At 34.5% G+C, this 22,591-nt stretch carries 24 protein-coding genes; 6 read left to right on the top strand and 18 right to left on the bottom strand.

The genetic code is table 11. The features are described 5' to 3' along the window. Positions 1 to 290: 290 nt before the first annotated feature. The 6 genes from MWH28_RS12925 to MWH28_RS11785 all read right to left on the bottom strand — a co-directional run bounded on the left by MWH28_RS12925 (position 291) and on the right by MWH28_RS11785 (position 5,842). Positions 291 to 425 (bottom strand): hypothetical protein, encoded by a 135-nt coding sequence (locus MWH28_RS12925; protein WP_282580220.1) that lies wholly within the window; start codon positions 423 to 425, stop codon positions 291 to 293. A 223-nt stretch (positions 426 to 648) separates the two neighbouring features. Continuing rightward, positions 649 to 990 (bottom strand): single-stranded DNA-binding protein, encoded by a 342-nt coding sequence (locus MWH28_RS11805; RefSeq protein ID WP_248619591.1) that lies wholly within the window; start codon positions 988 to 990, stop codon positions 649 to 651. A gap of 174 nt (positions 991 to 1,164) precedes the next feature. Then, entirely contained in the window at positions 1,165 to 2,112 is a 948-nt protein-coding gene (locus MWH28_RS11800; RefSeq protein WP_248619590.1) for a 2-keto-3-deoxygluconate permease, read from the bottom strand. Between the two features lie 122 nt (positions 2,113 to 2,234). After that, the gene (locus MWH28_RS11795) at positions 2,235 to 3,392 is read right to left on the bottom strand and encodes a UxaA family hydrolase (protein ID WP_248619589.1); all 1,158 of its coding nucleotides are present in this window, start codon (positions 3,390 to 3,392) and stop codon (positions 2,235 to 2,237) included. A 19-nt stretch (positions 3,393 to 3,411) separates the two neighbouring features. Beyond that, entirely contained in the window at positions 3,412 to 3,705 is a 294-nt protein-coding gene (locus MWH28_RS11790) for a UxaA family hydrolase (protein WP_248619588.1), read from the bottom strand. Positions 3,706 to 3,958: 253 nt separating this feature from the next. Beyond that, positions 3,959 to 5,842: a sigma 54-interacting transcriptional regulator gene (locus tag MWH28_RS11785; RefSeq protein ID WP_248619587.1), complete on the bottom strand. Its 1,884-nt coding sequence runs from the start codon at positions 5,840 to 5,842 to the stop codon at positions 3,959 to 3,961. A 384-nt stretch (positions 5,843 to 6,226) separates the two neighbouring features. Here MWH28_RS11785 and MWH28_RS11780 point away from each other — a divergent pair, with 384 nt between their 5' ends. Further along, entirely contained in the window at positions 6,227 to 7,222 is a 996-nt protein-coding gene (locus tag MWH28_RS11780; protein ID WP_248619586.1) for a DUF3231 family protein, read from the top strand. 455 nt (positions 7,223 to 7,677) lie between these two features. Here MWH28_RS11780 and pdxA read toward each other — a convergent pair whose 3' ends face one another. Further along, the gene (pdxA, locus tag MWH28_RS11775; RefSeq protein ID WP_248619585.1) at positions 7,678 to 8,667 is read right to left on the bottom strand and encodes a 4-hydroxythreonine-4-phosphate dehydrogenase PdxA; all 990 of its coding nucleotides are present in this window, start codon (positions 8,665 to 8,667) and stop codon (positions 7,678 to 7,680) included. Continuing rightward, positions 8,660 to 9,964, bottom strand: coding sequence for a four-carbon acid sugar kinase family protein (locus MWH28_RS11770; RefSeq protein ID WP_248619584.1), 1,305 nt, complete (start codon positions 9,962 to 9,964; stop codon positions 8,660 to 8,662). The genes pdxA and MWH28_RS11770 overlap by 8 nt, the downstream gene beginning before the upstream one ends. Before the next feature lie 353 nt (positions 9,965 to 10,317). On the opposite strand from MWH28_RS11770, the gene MWH28_RS11765 reads away from it, so the two are divergent. Continuing rightward, positions 10,318 to 10,722, top strand: coding sequence for a bacteriohemerythrin (locus MWH28_RS11765; protein ID WP_248619583.1), 405 nt, complete (start codon positions 10,318 to 10,320; stop codon positions 10,720 to 10,722). A 20-nt stretch (positions 10,723 to 10,742) separates the two neighbouring features. Next, the gene (locus MWH28_RS11760; RefSeq protein WP_248619582.1) at positions 10,743 to 11,207 is read left to right on the top strand and encodes a chemotaxis protein CheX; all 465 of its coding nucleotides are present in this window, start codon (positions 10,743 to 10,745) and stop codon (positions 11,205 to 11,207) included. Positions 11,208 to 11,280: 73 nt separating this feature from the next. Here the strand turns inward: MWH28_RS11760 and MWH28_RS11755 are convergent, their stop codons facing one another. The 10 genes from MWH28_RS11755 to MWH28_RS11710 all read right to left on the bottom strand — a co-directional run bounded on the left by MWH28_RS11755 (position 11,281) and on the right by MWH28_RS11710 (position 19,867). Continuing rightward, on the bottom strand, positions 11,281 to 11,883 hold the full coding sequence (locus MWH28_RS11755; RefSeq protein WP_248619581.1) for a DUF2846 domain-containing protein: 603 nt from the start codon (positions 11,881 to 11,883) through the stop codon (positions 11,281 to 11,283). 45 nt (positions 11,884 to 11,928) lie between these two features. Next, positions 11,929 to 12,372 carry a PPC domain-containing DNA-binding protein gene (locus MWH28_RS11750; protein WP_248619580.1) on the bottom strand — a complete coding sequence of 148 codons (444 nt, stop codon included), beginning with the start codon at positions 12,370 to 12,372 and terminating at the stop codon, positions 11,929 to 11,931. Positions 12,373 to 12,434: 62 nt separating this feature from the next. Beyond that, a complete protein-coding gene (locus MWH28_RS11745) occupies positions 12,435 to 14,447 on the bottom strand; it encodes a PAS domain-containing hybrid sensor histidine kinase/response regulator (RefSeq protein ID WP_248619579.1) in 2,013 nt (670 codons plus the stop codon). A gap of 31 nt (positions 14,448 to 14,478) precedes the next feature. Next, positions 14,479 to 14,778 (bottom strand): Hpt domain-containing protein, encoded by a 300-nt coding sequence (locus tag MWH28_RS11740; protein WP_248619578.1) that lies wholly within the window; start codon positions 14,776 to 14,778, stop codon positions 14,479 to 14,481. Positions 14,779 to 14,810: 32 nt separating this feature from the next. Further along, positions 14,811 to 15,761, bottom strand: a complete 951-nt coding sequence (locus MWH28_RS11735) for a diguanylate cyclase domain-containing protein (RefSeq protein WP_248619576.1) — start codon at positions 15,759 to 15,761, stop codon at positions 14,811 to 14,813. Between the two features lie 431 nt (positions 15,762 to 16,192). Then, positions 16,193 to 16,651 carry a DUF2721 domain-containing protein gene (locus tag MWH28_RS11730; RefSeq protein ID WP_248619575.1) on the bottom strand — a complete coding sequence of 153 codons (459 nt, stop codon included), beginning with the start codon at positions 16,649 to 16,651 and terminating at the stop codon, positions 16,193 to 16,195. Positions 16,652 to 16,662: 11 nt separating this feature from the next. Beyond that, positions 16,663 to 17,046 (bottom strand): DUF2721 domain-containing protein, encoded by a 384-nt coding sequence (locus tag MWH28_RS11725; protein ID WP_248619574.1) that lies wholly within the window; start codon positions 17,044 to 17,046, stop codon positions 16,663 to 16,665. 31 nt (positions 17,047 to 17,077) lie between these two features. Continuing rightward, entirely contained in the window at positions 17,078 to 17,323 is a 246-nt protein-coding gene (locus tag MWH28_RS11720) for a hypothetical protein (RefSeq protein WP_248619573.1), read from the bottom strand. Positions 17,324 to 17,782: 459 nt separating this feature from the next. Then, positions 17,783 to 18,508, bottom strand: coding sequence for a hypothetical protein (locus MWH28_RS11715; RefSeq protein ID WP_248619572.1), 726 nt, complete (start codon positions 18,506 to 18,508; stop codon positions 17,783 to 17,785). Positions 18,509 to 18,613: 105 nt separating this feature from the next. Further along, complete coding sequence (locus MWH28_RS11710) at positions 18,614 to 19,867, bottom strand: GGDEF domain-containing response regulator (RefSeq protein WP_248619571.1); 1,254 nt, start codon at positions 19,865 to 19,867, stop codon at positions 18,614 to 18,616. Between the two features lie 522 nt (positions 19,868 to 20,389). Between MWH28_RS11710 and MWH28_RS11705 the strand changes: the two genes are divergently transcribed. The 3 genes from MWH28_RS11705 to MWH28_RS11695 are packed head-to-tail and all read left to right on the top strand — an operon-like array spanning position 20,390 to position 22,368. Continuing rightward, positions 20,390 to 21,265, top strand: a complete 876-nt coding sequence (locus MWH28_RS11705) for a permease (RefSeq protein WP_248619570.1) — start codon at positions 20,390 to 20,392, stop codon at positions 21,263 to 21,265. A 60-nt stretch (positions 21,266 to 21,325) separates the two neighbouring features. Further along, on the top strand, positions 21,326 to 22,072 hold the full coding sequence (locus MWH28_RS11700) for an AzlC family ABC transporter permease (RefSeq protein ID WP_248619569.1): 747 nt from the start codon (positions 21,326 to 21,328) through the stop codon (positions 22,070 to 22,072). Further along, positions 22,069 to 22,368: an AzlD domain-containing protein gene (locus tag MWH28_RS11695; RefSeq protein WP_248619568.1), complete on the top strand. Its 300-nt coding sequence runs from the start codon at positions 22,069 to 22,071 to the stop codon at positions 22,366 to 22,368. Before MWH28_RS11700 ends, MWH28_RS11695 begins: the two co-directional genes overlap by 4 nt. Positions 22,369 to 22,591 lie beyond the last annotated feature (223 nt).

The raw sequence follows: 22,591 nt of genomic DNA, 5'->3' as shown, positions 1-22,591 counted from the left end.
TCCTAACTGGAGTTCTGAATGAAAAGTATTCAAAGAAATTTTTAATTAAATGCGACAACTTACTTGACAAACACCGATAAGGATTTTTTTACAAGTAATACTCAAACTGAAATGGTTCAACAATCCCTTAATAAACTGGACTTTTATAATTTAATTACTAAAAAAACTGCTGATGACTACCTTGAAAATGACTTAGGTTATCATTTTTTGAAGTTTATTACAGCAAAACATTAATAATTAGTTCAAAATTGCAGAGCATAAAAAAAGTTGCCTAACGGCAACTTTTTTATCTATTTACCCCAAATTAAATCCAATAAGTAATTCATCGTTGGCCCTAAATCATCATTCCTAAAAGAGAGTTCATTATACTTCGTTTTATCTTGCTTATTAACCTGTTTACTGTTAGACTTAGAGTTCTTTTTCATTTTTCTCCCCCTTCCTAACTGTTCTTGGATACCATAAGTTAGTTAATAGAGGTGGTCAATTACCTTTTTTAATTATTAGTCCGTTTGATTTCCTTTATTACCTATTTATTACTTGTTACTATTATTATAAAACATATACTAATTTTTTCAATATTTTTAATCTTTTATAATTATCTTTCTACTAAAAAAGATCAACCCCATAAAAACAGGGTTGATCTAATTTCTAAGCACTTACTTCCTCCCGTGGACTATCTAAAAACTTAACTTCCCTAGCAATAATACCAGTTCTATACTTCTTATCACCTGTCTCTTGATCATTCCAACTACTGACCTCAATTCGACCTTGAACTGCAATCAATCTTCCTTTAGATAAAAATTCGTCACACTGTTCCGCCAATCGATTCCAGACTGTTACATAAATAAAATCTGTCTTCCGCTCACCATCTTTGTTCCTATAATCACGTTCCACAGCTACAACTAAATTCACTCTCTTACTACCACTTTCCATCTCAACTAACTTAGGATCCCTTGCTAACCTTCCGACCAAATTAACTTGGTTTAACATCACTCTCAACTCCTTTTTTCAAGATTCTTTATTATTTTAACCATCATAAGTATATATATACTTATATTCCATTAATTTCTGGGTTTGTCAGTAAAAAAACCAGCACTCTGCTGGCTTTTTTTACTAAATCAACTTATTTCCCCTCGTATTTAGCTCTTACTTAAACTTAACCTTTTAACTAGTTATTTCTTTTTCAGACTTATCTACCTTTTTAGCCATATAAGCTGTAATTATTGGAGTTAAAAGTGCTGTTACTATCGTTGAAGCTGCTACCTGAGGAGTTGCTGCCGCTGCTGCTGAACTCAATGAAGGATCAGCTACTGCCACTGCTTCAGGTGTAGCTACTGCATTACCTGCTGTACTAGAAGCTGCTGCTCCTGCCACACCAGAACCACCTGTTGCCTTATCAGCCATAATATTAAAGAATCCACCAATAATACTAGTTATTACACCTAATATAATACCAGGAATCCCAGCTCGAACTAACATTCCAAAGTCAATGCCTACTCCTAATGCTAAAGCAAAGAAAGGAATTAACATTGAACCGCCACTGGTTAAGAACTTTCTCATCTCAGGATCAAGGTTTCCTAACAGCATCCCTACTGCAATTGGTAATACTACTGCTACTAAATCTAATAATGGAATCGTAGCAACTCCTGCTGTACCCAAAGCAATCATCGTTAAAAATGGTCCATCATTTAAAGAGATAATAGCTATCGCCCCTATATCAGTTTCATCTCCAAACTCCCCTGCTAAAGCTGCATATAGACCACCATTAGTATTGGTCATCCCTGCAATTATTGCTAAAGAAGACAGACCTAAGAAGTTATCTCCCATCACCCTCGCTACCAATAACCCAAGTAATACACCTACTAAAAACTTACTTAATGTAATAACTCCACCCTTCTTTATAGCTTCTGGTGCTGCTTTAAGCTCAATCCCTGCTCCCATACAGACCAAGAATGCACCAATCAAAGGTAAGGCTCCATCTCTAGTTAGAGCAGTCGTAAATCCACCAATATCAAAAAGTTGTGGAAAAAAAGTATTTACAATAGCTCCAAAGATCAATGGGACAACCATCATTCCGCCAGGTATTTTTTCGATTGATTCTTTAATCTTCATTAATATATTCCCCCTTATTAATTTGCTGAAAATAGTTATTAGCATATTAAAAGTATTGTGAAAACTCATCTTTTAAATTTAGATGGCAGCATAGCTACCATCTAACTAAATCAAGACTCAGTTTAGAAAGTTGAAGTTAATTTGTGGATTCCAAATTCATGATGCTCTAATAATTCTGCCTTAGTTTTTTTACCATTACAGACATCAACCATAGTAGCAAAGATCTCTTCAGAAAGATCTTCTAGTGTCAAGCCTTGATCAATAATCTTTCCTGCATTAATATCAATATTATCGATCATATTTTGATAAGTCTCAGAATTTCCAGTTACCTTAATTACTGGGGCCAACGGTGCACCAGTCGGTGTACCTCTACCAGTAGTAAAGATTACTACTTGAGCTCCTCCAGCCAACATTCCAGTAATTGATTCAATGTCTTGGCCCGGCGTATCCATAATATGGAACCCCTTCTTAGTCGGTGCTTCTGCATACTCTAAGACACCTTCGATAGTAGCCGTTCCAGCCTTATACATACATCCTAAAGATTTCTCTTCAATCGTTGTCACTCCACCTTCTATATTACCAGGTGTTGGTTGGCCCCCTCTAATGTCAACTCCTAGCCGCATCGCTTTGTCTTCAATATGCTTTACTGTCTTTAAAAGTTGATCCGCTACCTCTTCACTAGCTGCTCTCTTAGCTAGAACATGTTCTGCTCCAATCAACTCAGTCGTTTCAGATAACATAGAAGTTCCACCCAGTTCAATAAGTTTATCAGAAGCTCCTCCTACAGCTGGATTAGCTGCAATTCCTGAAGTAGCATCGGTACCACCACATTCAATAGCCAATGTAATTTCACTGATATCTACCTCTTCTTTCTCCATCAACACAACGTCATTAGCCAAATCTCTCGCTATTCTAGTACCTTCTTCAATCGCCTTTAATGTTCCACCACAGTCTTGAATCGTTATCTTTTCAACTGCTTTACCAGTTTGAGCAATTCTGTCTGCCACTTCTGCTGGTTCTGCTCCTTCACAACCTAGACCTACAACTAATACTGCTGCAACATTAGGATTCTTACCTAATCCAACTAATGTATCAACAGTTTGGTCAGCATCTGCTCCTACCTGACAACAGCCATGCTGATGAGGTAAAGGTATAGCTTCGGTAATATGCTCTGCTATCCTGACTGCAGTCTCACTAGCACAAACAGATGTAGGTAATATGACTAGATGTTTTCTGATTCCAACTTCTCCATTTTCTCTTCGATAAGCTTTTATTTTCATAATTATTCCTCCTAAATTTTTATTTAATTAGATCTCCTCGACCACGTTTACTCTCTAAATTATGAACATGAACATAATCTCCAGCCTCAATATCTTGACTGGCTGCTCCTAAGCTCTCTCCATACTTAATTACATCTTCACCTTTCTTAATTGCACTCAAAGCAAACTTATGACCAAAAGGTACATCCTGCTTGATTACAACCTCTTCTACTTGGCCATCAACCTCAACCTTAACCTCTTCTCCTGCTTCAATCGCCTTAATAGCAGTAGCAATATTATCCTTACTATTCATTACTAAACTCTTATTCTTCACTGTAATCCCCCTTATGATAATTTATTAGTTATCTTGTTGGTGCTTGCAGTTATATAATATTGCAAGTCATATACCAATTCTGATTATTTTTTAAAAATAAATTTATAAATCTTTTAAAACCTCTCTTAAGCCTAGCAATTTAAGTAAGTTATAAATTCTTAACTTTAAATTATTTATTTTTACTGAGCTTATCTATCTTTCTAAAGAAGAAAACAGACCGTTTTATTTTTAAACAGTCTGTTTCATTTTTTAATCAGTTATTCAATTTCCTCCATAATGTACTTCTAGTAATCCCTAATCTTTCAGCTGCAGCAGTCTTAGTCTCCTCCCGTTCGACCACTTTTTTAATTATCTCCTGCTCTATTACCTCCAAAGGAGCATCTAAATTGATCAAAGTTCCAGTCTCATTAAACTCTTGTTCCTGATCCAATCTCTCTACTATAAAATCTACATCATCCTTCTTAATAACTTCTGACTTTGCAATAACAATCATCTTTTCGATTATATTTTCAAGTTCTCTAACATTCCCGGGCCAACTATAATCAATCAAAAGTTCCATTAGCTGATCATCTATCTCTCTAATACTTTTATTCAATTCTCGACTCTTCTTATTAAGTAAAAACTCCGCAATCAACTCGATATCTTCTTTTCTATCCCTTAATGGAGGAATAGTTAAATCTAATACATTCAATCGATAATATAAATCCTTTCTAAAGTTACTTTGCTTGATCTCTGCTTGCAAATCCCTATTAGTAGCAGCTATAATCCGGACATCTATCGGAATCACCTTCCTAGCTCCAAGCCTCATGATCCTTCGCTCTTGAATCACTCGTAATAACCTAGCTTGTAAAGCTTTATCCATTTCACCGATCTCATCTAAGAAGATTGTTCCATTATGGGCCAACTCAAACAACCCCTTCTTGCCTCCTTTTTTGGCCCCGGTAAAGGTTCCTTCTTCATATCCAAATAACTCACTCTCCAATAGATTGGTCGGCAAGGCTGAACAGTTGATTGCTACAAAAGGCCCTCCCTCTCGCTGGCTACAATTATGAATTCCTTGAGCAAATAACTCCTTACCGGTTCCACTCTCACCTTTAAGCAAGACAGTAGAGTTGACTGCACCATACTCCTTGGCTAAATTCTTGATCTGTTTTATCTTCCTACTATTACCAATAATATCAGCAAGGGTATATTTAGCAGTCAGACCCTTCTTATTTAACTGTTGTCTAATCTTTTGCTCCAATTTTTGAATCTTGGTAACATCCTGAAAGCTAGCAACAGCCCCTTTAATCTCCTCTCCAACCTTAATTGGAACCCTGTTAGTAGCAATCTTGACCTCACCTACATTCTGAATACTACCTAGCTGCTCTTCTCCTGTCTTAATCACTTCATCTAATTTAGTATTAGGAATTATCTCTTCTACCTTCTTTCCTAATGCCTGCCCCTTCCTTTTATTAAACAACCTCTGTGCTCTAGGATTAAATGCTGTTATAATTCCCTTATCATCAACAGCTACTATTCCTTCATGAGCAGAGTCTAAGATCGTATCCAACTTCTCCTTCTTTTCTCTTTCTAACAAGGTCGCTTCATAGATCTTTTCCGCCTCTTGAATACTATTTAAGATGGCTTCCCGTCCAGATTTGATCAATTCATACTTCAATCCATACTTTTTAGCTGCCTTAACCCCTACTGTATCCCCAATGATAGTCTTAATTCCGTTGTTCATAGCTTCTTGGATTCTTTCTTCTACCTGCTGCTCCTTGACCAGTGTATAATAATCAATATAAATATCTAAGATCTCTGCAATCGTTCTGGTACCAGAGATTATACTCTCGTATCCTATAATCCCAACTTCAGTCTGTTTTGTTCGATATTTATAAAGAACTTTCAATAAATCATAACCAGTTACCATTATCTCCACTACCGGTATATCAACTTCATCTTTGATCAAAGAAGCTGTCCCACCTCTACTGATCAACACCTCAGCTCCTTGCTCTACTAATCTCTTAGCTTGCTCTACTCCTCCTTGCATATCTCCCATAACTGTCGATACTGCTAAATCGTTTTTAGCAATTACCTGATCAGCAATTCTTTTTAACTTCTGATACGGAGCGATAAAATATATTTTATCCTTCATAAGTCCCTCCTTTATTGATATATAGTGTAACTTTTCATTCGTGCAATAATGTGTTTGTGTAGGGGCGAATCTCTGTGTTCGCCCTTTATTTTTAAGTCCAAGCTACAGGTTTTAACCTGTAGTCCAATCGGGCTTCCGAAATCCCACCACAGGTTGAAACCTGTGGCTCGAGCCTTAATAAATCTTATTTTACCAACCGATCGCCATACGTTAAAACATATGGCTAATTTCTGTTTCACGGGCAGGCACGGAGACCTGCCCCTACAAAATTATTTTTACCCACACTCACACACATAACTGCCACAATATTGTAATTAAACTAAAGAAAGCTTACATTTATTCTTTCAATTAAGGAATACTAGTATTCGATGGGAGGAATTCTAAATGGAATTTTCCGATTTTTTACATCCAACAAGATTATTCAAAAAATCAATTACCAATCAACCAGAACTATCTACAGCGGAAGCTTATAATTTATGGGATTCATTAAGGGTCAGATATACAAGTAGAGAGACTAACCAACTTTATAAAAATTTTGTTCATGATCGTGATCTTGAGTTATTACTTGATCACCATATCAGAAAGTATAACAACCAAATAAAAATTCTAGAACAACTGAGTGAAAAATTTAATGTTCCTGTACCCTCTAAACCGCCAAAAGATATAAAATTTTCTGCTCAGATTGATGCAATAACTGATAAACATATCTTCAGAAGAATTAATTCAGATATGATAGCTGAATTATATTCATTAAATCGAACTATAGCTAGCAGTACATTTAATGATAATTTAAGAAATCAATTTGTAAACTTTGTCAGTAGTCATTTGAAAGATTATAATAAACTTCATAAATATGCTAAATTAAAAGGTTGGACAGATGTAGCTCCTAGCTTAAAAACTTATAAACCAACCACTAAAGAAGAATTAGCAACAAGTGAGGGATCTCATTTATCTCAACTTCTTGCTTTAAGGTATGACCAACAACAACTGACTGCACTCTTTTTAGGATTTGTTCATGATCCAGATTTTAAGCAAATCATCAAAAGTGGTAAGTCAACACTTCAAAAACAGATTAAAACACTTGAAAAGAAAGCACAAAAATTTGAAGTTCCACTACCTGATGCAGCACCTGCTCATCAAAAATTAAACATAGATCCGGAAGCCATAACCGATATCTTTATCTATCGAACAATTTTGCAAGGAATTAGAGAGTCAATAACTTTACACATTAGATCGATCATAGAAACAATAACAAATGATGATTTAAGAACTTTCCTTAACCAGCTATATCAAGAAGAAGTTGATATCTTCAATAAGTTAATTAAATATGGAAAAACAAAAGGCTGGAGCCGTTTAACTTTAAGACATAAACAAAGCTAGTGTCATTTTATGACACTAGCTTTGAGCTATGAGCTTTGAGTCGTGAGCAGATATGGTCTTTATGATTTTCATGAAGGGTCTGATAAGACCCGTAAGAGTTCAAAATCATAAAAACAAATCCTTATTTTATCATTAAATCCAAGCTACAGCGCCCTGAGTGAAGTGTTTTTTCTGAATGAAGAAATACTCTTGGAGTGGTTAAAACCTGTGGCTCATGCCTTTTAAAGATTCCTTTAACAACGACCGCCATACGTTAAAACATATGGCTATGATATTTAATTTCTATGTTTTTAATGATTTTAGCTCATAGCACACCCTACGAGTCTTAAAAAGACTCTCCGTAACAAAAATCGTTTACTCATGACTCACAGCTTTGTGGCACGAAAGTGCCACATAATTGTAATTAATCTTTGCTCTTCCCACTATTTATTATTCACTGTTATCTATTCACTGCTTTAAATTAAACTACACGCTGCTTTAACAGCCTCAACCAAGCTGATATCCTTCGCTACTCCCTCCCAGGCAATATCAAATGCCGTCCCATGATCGACTGAGGTTCGAATAATAGGAAGTCCTGTCGTGATATTAACTCCACTATCAAATCCTAATAACTTCAATGGAATATGTCCTTGGTCATGATACATTACAACAACAATATCATATTGACCTGCTACTGCCTTGACAAAGACTGTATCAGGAGGTATTGGACCCTCAACATCAATCCCTGCCTCTTTAGCTGCTTCAACTGCAGGGCCAATCTCTTTTATCTCTTCATCACCAAAGATTCCATTCTCCCCTGCATGAGGATTCAAACCGGCTACTGCAATCTTAGGATTCTGTTGGCCCATCATCTTTAATGTCTCATCTGCTAATTCAATTACCTTCCCAACCCGCTCTTGATCTATCGTCTCACAGACTTGCTTCAAGCTCATATGAGTAGTAACATGGATCACATCCAAATCCTTAGAATGTAACATCATCGCAAAATCATCAGTCTCAGTCTGTTCAGCCAATATCTCAGTATGTCCAGGATACTTAAAATCGGCCTGATGAAGTGCCGCTTTATTAATCGGTGCTGTTACTACAGCATCAATTGTACCCTCTTTAGCTAGATCAATCGCCTGCATAATGTATTCTACTGCAGCTTTCCCACAAGAAGCCTGCACTTCTCCAGGAGTAATACTCTCTACTGCAATATTATCCAAGTCCAGTACATTGACTATACCAAACTCATTAGTAACTTCTGTAATTGAATCAACAACCTCTATCCTTAAGCCACAATCTAACTTCTGATTTACAGTCTCCAATACATTAGCATCCCCAATAATTACATGATTGCTAAACTCTTGAATCCTATCATCTTTAATCGCTTTTAGTATAATCTCCGGGCCAATCCCTGCTGGATCACCCATAGTTATCCCAATTATTCCCTCATTATTATTCATTATTATTCCTCCTAGCTAAAAAATTAATTATTTCAACTATAGCTTCTTGCTCCCCAAACGCCCCTGCTTTCGTAACTACAGGTACCTTAGGCAAATTATCACCTTTAAAGAATCCTACTGGAATTCCTGGTAAAACTTCATCTTCGATGACTGTAGCGTTGGCTCCGATCAATGAAGCAGCTTTGACAGCAATATCTCCACCAGTCAACAACAACCCTTTAAGCTGACCAGCTAGATAAAGCTCTCGCGTAACCTCTCCTAAAAATTGAGCAATTCTTTGGCTGACCTCAAAATTACTCAATTGATTCTGTTGACCAATCTCTCTAGCTTGAGCTACCAACTCTCTATTCTTAGCCGATCTAATAATAATATTCTTACCCTTGACTAGCAATTTATTAGTCTGCTCTAAGACTCTGTTTAATTCCTCTTCATATCTTCCTTGCAATAGATCATCGACCTTAAGATCAACTATCTCTAAATGATCTAAGTCTTGTTCAGCATAAGCAACCTGCTGTCTAGTTACATCACTGACACTTCCTGCGATACCTACTACCCCACCTTCCTTTTGACTAGCCACCTCTGGCTTAACCAAATCTAGATTTGTCGGCAGGGCCTCTGCTAAACCAGCCGAGCCAACCCACAGACATTCCTCTTCTAATTCTACAGCAGTATTAGCAATCAGATCTAAATCTTGTTCTGTCACTGCATCTATCACGATCACTTCAGACCCTGCTTTAATCTCTTTTTTCAACCTATCTTGCAACTTAGCTTTATCTTTAAGCAGGTCTTTTAAATTAATAACCCCCACCTTCTTAGCAGTCTGTTCTTTGATAATATCCGGAATATAGGAATGATTAACTGGAGTTACTGGATCATCAGCAATCTCAGTCTGCTCTAATGCTACCCCATGAACCAACTGAATTCCTCCAATCGTCAATCTACTATTAGAAGGAAGTGCTGGAGCAACTATTGCTACCTCATAATCACCTGCTTGCATAGCAGCTTCTATCTCAGAACCAATATTTCCTCGTAAAGTAGAGTCTAGTTTGTTATAGATATGCTTGACTCCTAAATCTTTCAAACTCTTACTAACTTCAAAAACCTTGTCATAAGCTTCTTGTGGATTATCAAATCTACTATCTGTATCAACAACGATTACATCAGCTTGATAATCTAGCTCTTTAATCCTATCAAGTTGAGATATTACTAATGTCTTAAGTCCCTTCTTACTGAATTGAACCCCTGTATCATTAGCTCCAGTAAAGTCATCTGCAATTATTGCTAACTTTATCGCCATCTAATCCCTCCTACGCTAGTTATATATAATCAACCTCTAGTAATTCTCTACTTCATAGAATTTAATAATGCAATAACTATGCCATAAGATTCACTTTAAGCCAAAGTCTTAATTATAAGCATCTAGTAACCTTAATCGTTGATTCTACTAAATTAACTTTAATTACTAAACAAAATTAAATGTTGCATAATTAAACAATTTGTTTTATCATGCAACGTATTTAAGCTTTCTATGAAAAAACATTTCATAATTATAATAAATTAAATTCCATAATTTAAAGGATTTTCTTAAAGTTTATTGAATATCAATATAATAACAGGAATCATTATTATTATTAAAAAGGAGTGAACGCCATGTTATGGAAGGAACAATACAAAATAGGTATCGATCAGGTTGACCAACAGCACAAAGAGTTATTCAACCGCTTGAACAGTTTTTTAACTATTGTTCGTAATGATGAGCCAATTGAAAATAAGATCGAAGAGATCGAAAAGACACTTGATTTTATGGGCGAGTATGTTGTAGTCCATTTTGATTCTGAAGAAAAGGTACAACAAGAGTATAATTATCCAGATTATGAAGAGCACAAAGAAGTCCATGAGAGATTCAAAGCAGAGATTCTAAAGTTTAAAGAAGAGTTTGAAGCGGATAAATGCAATGAAGATCTGATCATGGAATTTAGCGGTAAGTTATTGACGTGGCTGATCAATCACGTTGCTGATGAGGACCAAAGAATTGCTGATTATGTTCAAAATTAATCTTTAAAGGAGGATTTAAAATGACAACTGATTATATAGAACCGATCTTTACTGCTACTAATAAGGTCTTAAATAATATTCTTCAATTAGAAGAGATCGAACAAGGGCCAACGACCGTCACTGAAGAGTTGATCTCAGCTAAGAAGGTCAATATCTCGATTGGTGTAACAGGTGAGCTAGAAGGAGCTATTATCTTCAGCTTTTCAGAGGAGATGGCACTTAAGATAGTCCAAGAAATGTCCGGTATGGAAATAACAGGGATCGATAAGTTCGTTACCTCTGCTGTCGGTGAATTAGGAAATATTATCTGTGGTAATGCCATGACAGAACTTAACCAAAATGACTACTGTTGTGATATTACTCCCCCTCAAGTGATTATTGGAGTTGATAATAAGATTTCACTATCAAGTGAAGAGATCTCTATTATGCCACTTGAGACTGACTTTGGAGCTTTTGAAGTTAATATCGGCCTTTGTAACTGCTAAGAAAGAAAGCTATGGGGTTGGCCCGTAGCTTTTTTCTTTTCTTAACACTAAGTAACTAATATTCCATTCTTGCTTAATTTGAGATCTCTTTCTTCTCTTCTTCTCTTGTAGAAAGCACCCACATAATTACCCCAAAGATAATTCCTCCAATTGAAAAGATAGCCAAAGTATTTAAAATCTCTAATATAATTTCATAGAATGTAATCTCTCCTAAGCTGGTTAGAATATCAACCAGTACAACCAAACCTCCAACTGGTAATCCCCAACCTATAACTCCCTCCTTGATTATAAAATACAAGAAACCTTTTTCTCTAATCTCTCCCCAAGTCTCTTCATCATAATCTAGGGTCAGATCTTGACTATAATAATCTAGATAAACGAATTTATCTGTAGTAAAGAAATAAAAAAGAGTTAACCACTGTTTCCATCCTACTAGCTTACTACCACAGATCAATTTGACCTCTTCATCCTCATCTAAATTTAATATCATCTTCTTACTCTTACACCAATCAATTTTGACATAAATCTCATGCTCCCCAGGCCTAACTTCAATTATCTCTTCTTCTCCATTAGCAATCTCACCTTCCTGTTCACCATTAAGATAAATTTCATAATCCCTACCACTATTAACAGCTTGAGAAGTCCTGAGCAACTTTATCTTTGCACTAGCTTCCATTTACTCCTCCTCCTTATAGTAAAAAACAGACTGTAGATTGAAATCTTAAACTTCTAATAATTCAAAACCTGTTTCATGATCAATCTCTCTGCGAGCAGAAGAATTAAGCAACTCTAGTATTATCACCTCACCAATCTTCCAAATATCAACTCCATCTCTAGTACAACCAGTGATTGTTTCCTTGCTACGACCACAAGCAGAATGTAGATGCAATTTAGGTTCAGCTGTTTCATTAGTGAAGATAGTTCCTACCCCTAAAGCCTCACTAACACCTACTAGATTTTCTACCATCTTTACTGGGGTTTGAGCAGTTCCATCTTCTGGGCCAACGATAATCTTACTATCTTTATCAACTCCACCAATAAATAATACAGTTGCTGCTTTAAGATCCTTTTTAACTGCAAATTCTTCAATTGTTTCTGGAATGCTATCACCATCTTCAAGGCGTAATATGAATATTCTACCAAGATTTGCTTCAGTATACTTCATTTTCTCTCCTCCTATAAAACTTTAAAGAGTTAAATCTTTTTGATATTAATAGAAAGCTGTATTTAGAAACTAGCTATCAAATCAAACAATTCCTCTTTCTTAATTGGCTTAGATAGATGTTGATTACAACCAACCTCTAATGACTTTTTAATATCCTTTTCAAGAGCATAAGCAGTAAGAGCTACTATAGGGGTTTCTTCTAAATTCTGCTCCTTTTCCCAGTCTCTTATCTTTTTAGTAGCTTGATAACCATCCATTACAGGCATTTGGATATCCATTAATACTAGATCATAATCATCCTCTTTAAACTCCTTTATTGCTTCAGCTCCATTCTCTACCATCTTTAATTGATGAACAGTCTTCTTAAGATAAGCATTAATTAACAATCGATTATCCTTAACATCTTCTACCACTAAAATCTTAAGTTGTTTATCATCAACATTATCACTTTTTGCATCCTTATCTTCTATTCTATCCTCTTTGGCCCCTTCAAAGTATTCAATTCCCATTACCTCAGCTATATTATTTAAAAGTTCTTTTTTACGAATTGGCTTCATTAAAAACTCGTCTACTTCTTGGCTGAGAGAAGATTTCTTAGCTTGACGCTCAAAATTTGATGATAACATTATAATCTTGAGTTGATTTAATTTAGAGTCTTCTCGAATATATTCAACCAATGCAAAACCGCCCTTTATGGGCATCATATAATCCAATAATACAAGTTGATAGAAGTCATCCTCTTCAACACTCTTCTTTAACTTAGTTATGGCTGAATCAACATTATCTACTAAAGTTACTTTGGCCCCTTTAGCAGTCAATATCTCATCTAAAATCAATAGGTTGGTCGAATTATCATCAACAGCAAGTATCTTTAAATCTTCAAATTTATATCTACAGTTAAAAGTTTTCTTTTCAACCTTCATTTCTTCTTGAATTGGTAGTTGAATAGTAAAATAGAATATACTTCCTTCACCAGGTTTACTATCTACCCCTATATTGCCACCCATCAACTCAACCAACTTTTGGGTAATGGTCAGCCCTAAGCCTGTACCACCATACTTACGGGTACTAGATGAATCAGCCTGAGTAAAGCTGGAGAATATCTTTTTCTGTTTATCTTTTACTATACCAATTCCTGTATCTTTAATCTTAAAAATAAGTTCTACACCTGAGTTTAATTCTAATTCCTGCTTTGCATCAACTTGAACCACTACCTCCCCTTCTTCAGTAAATTTAATAGCATTTCCAATCAAATTAATTAAAACCTGTTTCAGTCTTGTCTTATCTCCTAAGACATACTCTGGAACTTTAGGGGTAATTCTAACTGGCAGTTCAAGCCCTTTTTTATAAGCTTTCACCGACATTATTTCAGCTATATCCTCTATCGTTTCTATCAAGTTAAAAGCTACTTCCTCCAACTGAATCTTCCCTGCTTCTATCTTAGATAAATCCAAAATATCATTGATCAAAGTAAGCAGATTATCACCTGAATTTTGAAGTATCTTAATATACTTCTCCTGCTCTTTATCCAATTCTGTTTCTAATAGTAATTCAGTCATACCAATAATTGAATTCATAGGAGTTCTGATTTCATGGCTCATAGTAGCTAAAAAGTCAGATTTGGCCCGGGAAGCCTCTACTGCTTCATTTTTAACCTGTTCAAGTTCAATATTTTTAATCCTTAATTCCTTTTCTTTTGCCTTATGATCAGTAATATCAACACTAGAACCAACAATATGAGTTACTCGACCATCATTAGTTATAGGTTTAAATTTATTAGCCAAGTATTTTTGTCCGCTCGGGAACTTTAACTGCAGTTCAAAGGAAACTTCTTGCTCTTTCTTTACACATTTTTGACACTGTTCTGTTATAGACTGCCCTGCTTCTTGCCCAAATAAATCCTCAGGGGTCTTACCCATTACCTCTTCTCTCCTCAATCCAGACATTTTTAGAGCAGTATCATTCAATTTAATATAAACAAACTTTCCTGTCTCTTTAACCTTAATTAAATATAAAGTATCCTGAGTATTATTAAATATAGTTTCATACTCCTGCTCAAAACTAAGCTCAGCCATATCATGTCCCCCCTTTTTTAAGTACACTAATCTATTTATAAATAATCTCTACCATCTCTAAGTGCTCTTCCAACTCTGTTATAGACTCTTTGATCTGCTCTCTCTTTTCTTGAGCAGCAGCCTGTTCAATCTTACGTCCTAATTCAGTCACCTTATCAAAACCATAACCTCCACCAGTACCCTTAATTGCATGACTCAAACTTTCAATCTCCTCAAGGTTATCAGTAGCAAATAATTCCTTTAATTGCTTCACTTCTTCTTTACGATTATTCATAAACTGTGGAATTAAAGCCTTTAAATCCCGATCAACATATACCTTATCACCTTTCATTTTTAATAACCCCTTTCCAATTAAAATTCTATTTAGCTGATAATTTCTGAAGCCACCTTAACTTTATTTCTTCCAGCATCCTTAGCTTTATACAATGCTCTATCTGCAGCTTCAATTAAGTCCTTCTCTCCATCTTTAGATTTCGGCTCTGCTACCGCTACCCCTACACTGACTGTCACATAATCAGAAACCTTAGAAGCTTTATGTTCTAATTGCAACCCTTCTACTCCTTCTCTTACCCTATTTGCTACTTCTTTAGCCCCCTTTAAATCAGTTTCTGGTAAAATAATAGCAAACTCTTCCCCTCCATAACGTGCTACTAAATCTCCCGAACGAAAGAGCAACCTTTCAAATAACTTTGCCAACTCTTTTAAACACTCATCTCCTCCTTGATGACCATAAGTATCATTATAGTCTTTAAAGTTGTCAATATCCAACATCAATAAAGCCAATTTACTCTTTCTACGCCTAGCTTGACCCCATTCTTTTTTTAAAGTATTATCAAAAAACTTTCTATTAGCAATTTGAGTCAAACCATCAATAGAGACCATCCGCTCTAGTTCTTTATTAGCCTCCTCTAATAATTCGACCGTCTGTTGTAACTCCTGTTCCTTCTTAATTAATTCAACAACCGAATTCACTCGGGCCAAAAGTTCTACCTTATTAATCGGCTTCTCAATATAATCCATTGCTCCAGCTTCAAAAGCTTCTTTTAAATAATCAGTATCTGTCTTGCCTGTAACCATAATCACCTTAATATCTGTCAATCCTAAATCATTCTTTATAATTCTACAAACTTCAATTCCATTCAAATCAGGCATCATAATATCCATTAAAATTAAATCTATCTCTTCCGCCTTTAAAATTTCAAAAGCCTCTTCTGCTGACTGAGCAGAAAATAACCTCTTATATCCTTCTTCTTTTAAAATATGAAGTAATAATTTCCTAATACTTTCTACATCATCAACAATCAGAATCTTCATCTTTTCCTCCTTTTAATAAGACTTCTCTCATACCTAATCTCAACCTAGTTTAATACCATATTTCTATAAATTCAAAAAAATTCCTACATAAAACCACTTGTTTTTTTATTAACAACCTTAAATAGACAAAAACATATTTACAACTTTTAAACTCCTAATTCCTTATAATCTTACTTAATTAAAAAGAGACCAGCATCCTAAGACGCTGGTCAATAATATAATTTTTTAAAAATTTCAAGCCCTCTTTTTCTTCTTCTTTGTACAGTAATCTCTGTTGTAGTCTCTGTAGTAATCTCTGTAATAATAATATTTCTGTTTTTTGAACTTTTATAGTATTTCTGTTTTTTAAAATTACCTGCTAATGCTGGATTCCAGATTTACTAAGTAAACAGATTTCCATAAAATCAACCTTAAAATGTCAAATTTAAAGCTCAGCCTTCTATTGTTGAATCGGAAGAAATGATTTCTAATTCATCCCCTTTATCAACTGTTGAATTATACTCTACACTCTCACTGAGCTGAATATTTAAAGCATTTACTGATAGATTTATCTCAATAGCTGAAAAGATTAAAGAAACAAGTAAAGTTGCAAGCCCTATTACAAAGAAGACCTTGCCACCTATTTGGCTACCAAAAAATAATAGCAGCATAGAAAGAACACAAAAGAAAAGTGATAAAATAGCTAAAAATTGCATATTTCTAATCACTTTAACCCTCTTTCTCAATGAAGCCAACTGAGAGTCAATAATTCGATCCTTTCCATTCTTCTTTGCTTTACTATGAAGCTCTCTGATCAACTTTGCTAAAGCCAAAAATCTATTTGTATATGCTAGCAGTAATAGTGAAGTCATCGAAAATATCAAAGCCGGAGTTGTTAAATCAAATTCCATCATTTATCACCTCATATTTTTAAATTAATATCTATTGCCTTTACAGAATAATAAATTTCAATCAATACTATTAGAATACAGCATAAGAAGAATATAATTGCTAAACCAAAAGCTATTCGAGCCATAACTAATCTATGAGCTAATAACAAAAAAATAGATACTGTCGAAGCTATTAAAGAAAAGATAGCAAAGTATTGTAATCGTCTAATATAGATAATTCGTTTTGATAACAAATCTATCTGTTCTCTAATACACTTCTGCTCTTTCCCTTCTTTATCATTAAGCTTTACAAGCAAATTATCTATTAGCTCATAAGCCCTTGAAAACCTGATCATATAAGATGCCATTAATAAAGAAATAGTAGAAAATAAAATAGACGGAGTCGTAAGTTCCAAGATTTATCACACCCTAAAATTTTATTTAACCTTACTTAGGAATCTTTCGTCCACTGTAGGTAAACTCTTCTTGGTTCATATCTATATAATTTCTTCCTGCTCTAGTCTTAACCTCACCAATTAGGTTACCACAATTATTACATAAAAGTTTATCATCTTCAAGTTGACCATAAATTCTGCTAATCTTTTCTTCCCAACATCTCAAAACTCTACCTTGACCAATCTTTTTATATTTCAAAAGCTTATCTTTGCATTTAGCACATTTAATGGTTAGCATTTAACTTCCTCCTTTTCTCAATAAGAAGAATCTTGACTATGATTAACTTCTTCTTGATAATCAACTAGATACCTGCAAAAGTTACACTGAATTGATATATAGTGGCACTTTGCCACTATATATCAGTTGACAGTTTACAGTGTACAGTTGACAGTTAAAATCATTAAAACCATAAAAACAAATCCAAACTATCATGAGGAATGTTTCGCAGTGACATCTAGATTTTTTCGTTTAGTTTCTTGATGAACCGGAAATCAAATCAGAGCATGAATTAGTTAATTTTCCTATTTTAAAATTAACTTGCTCTTGTTTGATTGGAGGTGAGTCTTAGAAACTCAGAAAAAATCTTTCCGAACGAGAAACTTTCCTCATGTTAATAGCATATCGAAAGTGACACATAATTGTAAAAAATTAAAGCAGACCCCATAAAAAATGAGATCTGCTTAATCAAACTATCACTTATTCTATAACTTCCTCTAAAACTTCTTCATTAGAAATCAACCATTTAAGCTCATTAAATCTACCTTCAATCAATTCAATGTTATCTTCAGCTAACTCAACTAAATAATCCTCTACAATAGTTACTGTACCTTCTATAGCTGGATCAACTACATCTTCTGGATCAACCTCTTCAAACTTTCCAATCAACCTTTCTATTTCACCAGGATAAGGACTATTAATTACTGCTAAATCAATATACTCTAACTCTAAAGCCCTTAAATATCTTGCTAGCTCTTCATTCTCGACCGTTGCTGCTAAATCAAATAAAATCTTATACTCTTCCCCCGGCAGAACCTCTTCAAGCAAAATCCTCTTTTGAGATTGCAACTCTATCGCATAAATCTTATTATCTCCCTCAAAATAACTACTTTTGACTGCTTCAAACTCTATATCCTGCCTTAATGAAGTTATCTTCTTTTCTTGAGGAATAAAGTGATAACCTTCCTTAGCAGGTCTGATTAAGACCTCTCCTTTAGTTAATTGCTCTTCTTCAACTACCTTAGACCATCTACCTTCTTGATCAGTCCTTACTAAGCCATCAGCTCCAATATGTAATGATACATCCTCAACTCCTACTTCTGTTCCATCTACTACTTGACCAGATAGCTCATAACTTTCCTGCCCTCTACAACCAACAGCTAAGATAAGAAACAAGCTAATAATTACCATCATTTTGAGCTTCATTGTTTACTCTCCTTCATTTATTTATAGTATCTACTTCTTATCTTAACTCAATTTCTAAAGCTAGTCCATGTTAATTTATAACAATTTCAACAATATAATTTTAATCTATCTATTCGACAAACCATGTTCTTTCTTATATTCCTCTTTAAACTTATACATCTTATTATCCGCTGCAGATATCAATTGATCTAGATCCATCTCTTTACCTTGTTCATATTTTTCTATTCCATAACTAATACTCATCTGGTAGCTAGCTTCTTGCTCTTTTTCTTGAAGCCTATCTTGGATGCGCTCCAATATTTTTTGAGCATCCTTTACTCCTATATCTTCAAAGATTATTATGAATTCATCCCCTCCAAATCTAGCAACTGTATCTTCTTCACGAATAGAGTTCTTAGTTGCCTCTACTACAGTTGTTATAAATTCATCACCTGCATTATGTCCATAATGATCATTAACTAATTTTAAGTTATTAAGATCAATAAAGGCTATTGCAAGAGAACCTCCTTCATCATCTACTCTTTTTTTCAAATCCTTTAATATTTCATAACCAGCCCGTCTATTATATACCCTAGTCATTTTATCAATATCCGCCAAATATTCAAGTCTGCTCTCTTTTTTCTTTTCCTCTGTAATGTCCTCTTTAATAGCTATGAAGGCTTCAATCTGATCTGCTTGGTTGAATAAAGGAGTTATTTTAACCTTTTCCCAATAATAATTGCCATCCTTCTTTCTATTATAAAGTTCACCTTCCCAAACTTTACCCGAAGTAATCGTCTTCCATAATTCTTCATAATGTGAATCAGGGTGATAGCCAGTCTTTAATATCCGTGGGTTCTTTCCTTTTATTTCCTCCAAACTATAACCTGTAAGTTCTGTGAATTTAGGATTTACATATTCAATCCTACCAGCAAGATCTGTAATAATGATACTGATAGGGCTCTGCTCAACAACCTTAGAAAATCTTCTTAACTTCTTTTTTGCTCGTTGATGTTGAATATGATTTTTGACCTTCTTTTTAGTCAACCTCGAATTAAAAGGCTTGCTAATATAATCAATTGCTCCTAATTCCAAACCATAAACTTCATCTTCTTTATCATCATCAACTGTCATAAAAATAACAGGTATAGTTTTTGTAGTTTCTGATGCTTTAAGCCTTTTACAAACTTCATACCCATCAATTCTAGGCATTTTAATATCCAATAAAATAAGCTCTGGCAGTTCAGCTTTAGCAACCTCTAAAGCTTTTTCCCCATCTTTAGCCATTATTAATTCCCATTCATCTAATATCTCAACTAATTTCTCTCTATTTCTTGCTTCATCATCTACAACCAATACTCTTCTTTCTTTAGAAATCATAATTAAAACCCCTCCTGCCTTTATTAGCCATTTCTAAACCACATTAAATCATATGAATATTATTTAAATATTATTAAGCTTACTGTGCCTTATGGAAAATATTCTACATTAATACTAATTATCCCTCTAAAAATTAATACTTTTATCCTAATCAGTCAACTTGATATTGTAATATTACTAATAATCACTTATAATGTAATCAACTGCACAACCCTTGTTATAAAATCATCTTAATTTTAGAGCAGGAGAAAACAACTTATATCTGTAATTTAAAGTTGAAGTTTTAAATAATGAATACTCTCAGCTAAAAGGAAATATTGAAAGAATTAATATTTAGTCTTAAGATGCTTTGCAACTATTGATGGTTTAAGTATTTGTGTCAATTAGACGGAAGACAGAGAAATTTAGTTATCTGCAAAGCACTATAGTAGCAGGCTTTAATTTGCTGAGAGCACTAGTAATCTATAAGGAGGTTTTATCATTTTAGAATCGTTAATTGATAGTGGACGTTATTTTGTTGGTTTGGCCTTTTATTTACTCCCACTCTTTATTTTATCAACTTTTTTCGTAGGCTTAATTCAAGAATATCTCAGCCCTGAGAGAATAAAAAGATCTCTCTGCAATAGAAATACTGTAATGAGTCACTTTTTAGCCAGTACCTTTGGATCCTTGACACCATTTCGTGCCCCTTCTACTATTACTTTATTAGTAAGAATGCTCAAAGATGGGGTTCCTTTTGGTAGCTCTATGTCCTTCTTACTTGCTTCACCACTGATTAATTATGTAGCTATTATCTTATTGAGCATTTTATTCGGCTGGGAAGTTACAGTTGTCTATGTTATAGCTACACTAATTGCTACTATGATAGGAGGAATTATTCTAGAAAAGATGGGTCTAGAAGAACATCTAAAAGAAGTGACAGCTGTAGGAGAAAGAAAGCTTCCACACAGGGAAGAACTAACAACAGCTAATAAGTTCGAATTCTTTAAATCAAAGACCAAGAGTGTGCTACGCTTTGCTCTACTCTTTTTCAAGGACTTCTTTCCTTTCTTAATGGCTGGTATGATTATTGGCTCTTTATTATATGGCTTTGTACCTGAAAACTTTATTACTTGGATAGTTGGCCTTGATAATCCATTAGCAGTTCCGCTTGCTGCTTTAATAGGAGCACCAATTTATCTCAGTTTAGAAGCTATGATTCCGATTGCCTTTACTCTATTTCAAATGGGAATGGGTTTAGGAGCTGCAATAGCATTAATTATAGGTGGTTCCGGAATCAGCATATCTAACTTTATTATCCTTGCTAAGCTCTTTGAAAGAAAGTTGTTAGTTGCTTATGGAATTAGTATTATTATAACTGCTACTATAATTGGTTATCTTTTTAATTCCCTAGTTTAACAAAGAAGACAGATAAAACTAAATCAATCACTTTAATAATTTATATAAGGAGAGACAGATATGGTCGATAAAATCAAAACTTTAAATCACAAACTAATTACTACCGTAGTCAAACCTTCTTTTTTAGCAGGAATTAAAAAAGGGATTCCCATTGCCTTAGGCTATATTCCAATTGGAATCACTTTCGGCTTAATGGCTAATTCAGCAGGCATTCCATATTATATCAGTATCATGATGTCCTTATTTGTTTTTGCTGGGGCCAGCCAGTTTATTGCTGTCAATTTACTTATGCTACATACTGGAGCTTGGGAAATTATTCTGACAACCTTAATTATTAACTTACGCCACTTTCTAATGTCAGCTTCACTAAGCCAAAAATTGAATCCAGCATTATCTAACAGATGGCGTAGTTTATTAGCTTTTGGTGTCACTGATGAAACATTCTCAGTAGCTTCTTTGGAAAGCAATGAAAATTTAGGTCCTCAATTTTTATTAGGTCTAAATCTAATCAGTTATGGAGCATGGAATCTTGGTACTATTTTAGGTGTTTTGTTAGGAACTAATCTTCCTGAATTGATTCAAAATAGTATGGGAATTGGTCTCTATGCTATGTTCATTGGACTATTAGTACCTAGTCTAAAAAAATCACCGCCGATCTTGATTATTGCTTTAATTGCTATCATTTCTAATTCATTATTAGATTATAATTTCAGTTCTCTATCTACAGGTTGGCAAGTAATCATCAGTACTACAATTGCAGCTGCAATAGGAACAGTTTTATTTCCAGAAGGGGTTGAAGCAGAATGAATCTATTTTACTTAATCTTAGGAATGACCGCCGTAACATATATCCCACGAGCCCTACCAATGGTCTTGCTTAAAGAACTTAATTTACCTCCTTTTCTCAATCGTTTCTTAGAGTTCATCCCGTATGCTGCTTTAGGGGCTCTTATCTTTCCTGGAATTTTATCGTCGACAGGAAGTTTATTATCAGCAATCCTAGGAGGGATTATAGCAATTATTATTGCTTTAATTGCTCCTAATCTGTTACTGATAGTAATTGGAGGGATTGTAGGGGCTTTTATTGGGGAGTTATTGATATAAAGTGGCAAAGTGCCACTTTATATCAGTTGACAGTGAATAGTTAACGGTTGACAGTTAAAACCATTTAAAACTTAAACCCAAAACCAATCTAAACCTATAATTCTAAGGCTTTTCATAGCTCTTAAGATTTTGATCTTAACTGTTAACTGTAAACTGTAAACTGTCAACTCAATATTGTAATCCGATTACACTTATTAAAACAATGAAATCTAGGAATAATATT

The sequence above is a fragment of the Natroniella sulfidigena genome (genome assembly GCF_023223645.1).
In the GTDB taxonomy this organism is placed as follows: Bacteria; Bacillota; Halanaerobiia; order Halobacteroidales; family Halobacteroidaceae; genus Natroniella; species Natroniella sulfidigena.
Note: the sequence above shows the minus strand (reverse complement) of the source record. Positions and strands in the feature narration are given on the sequence as shown.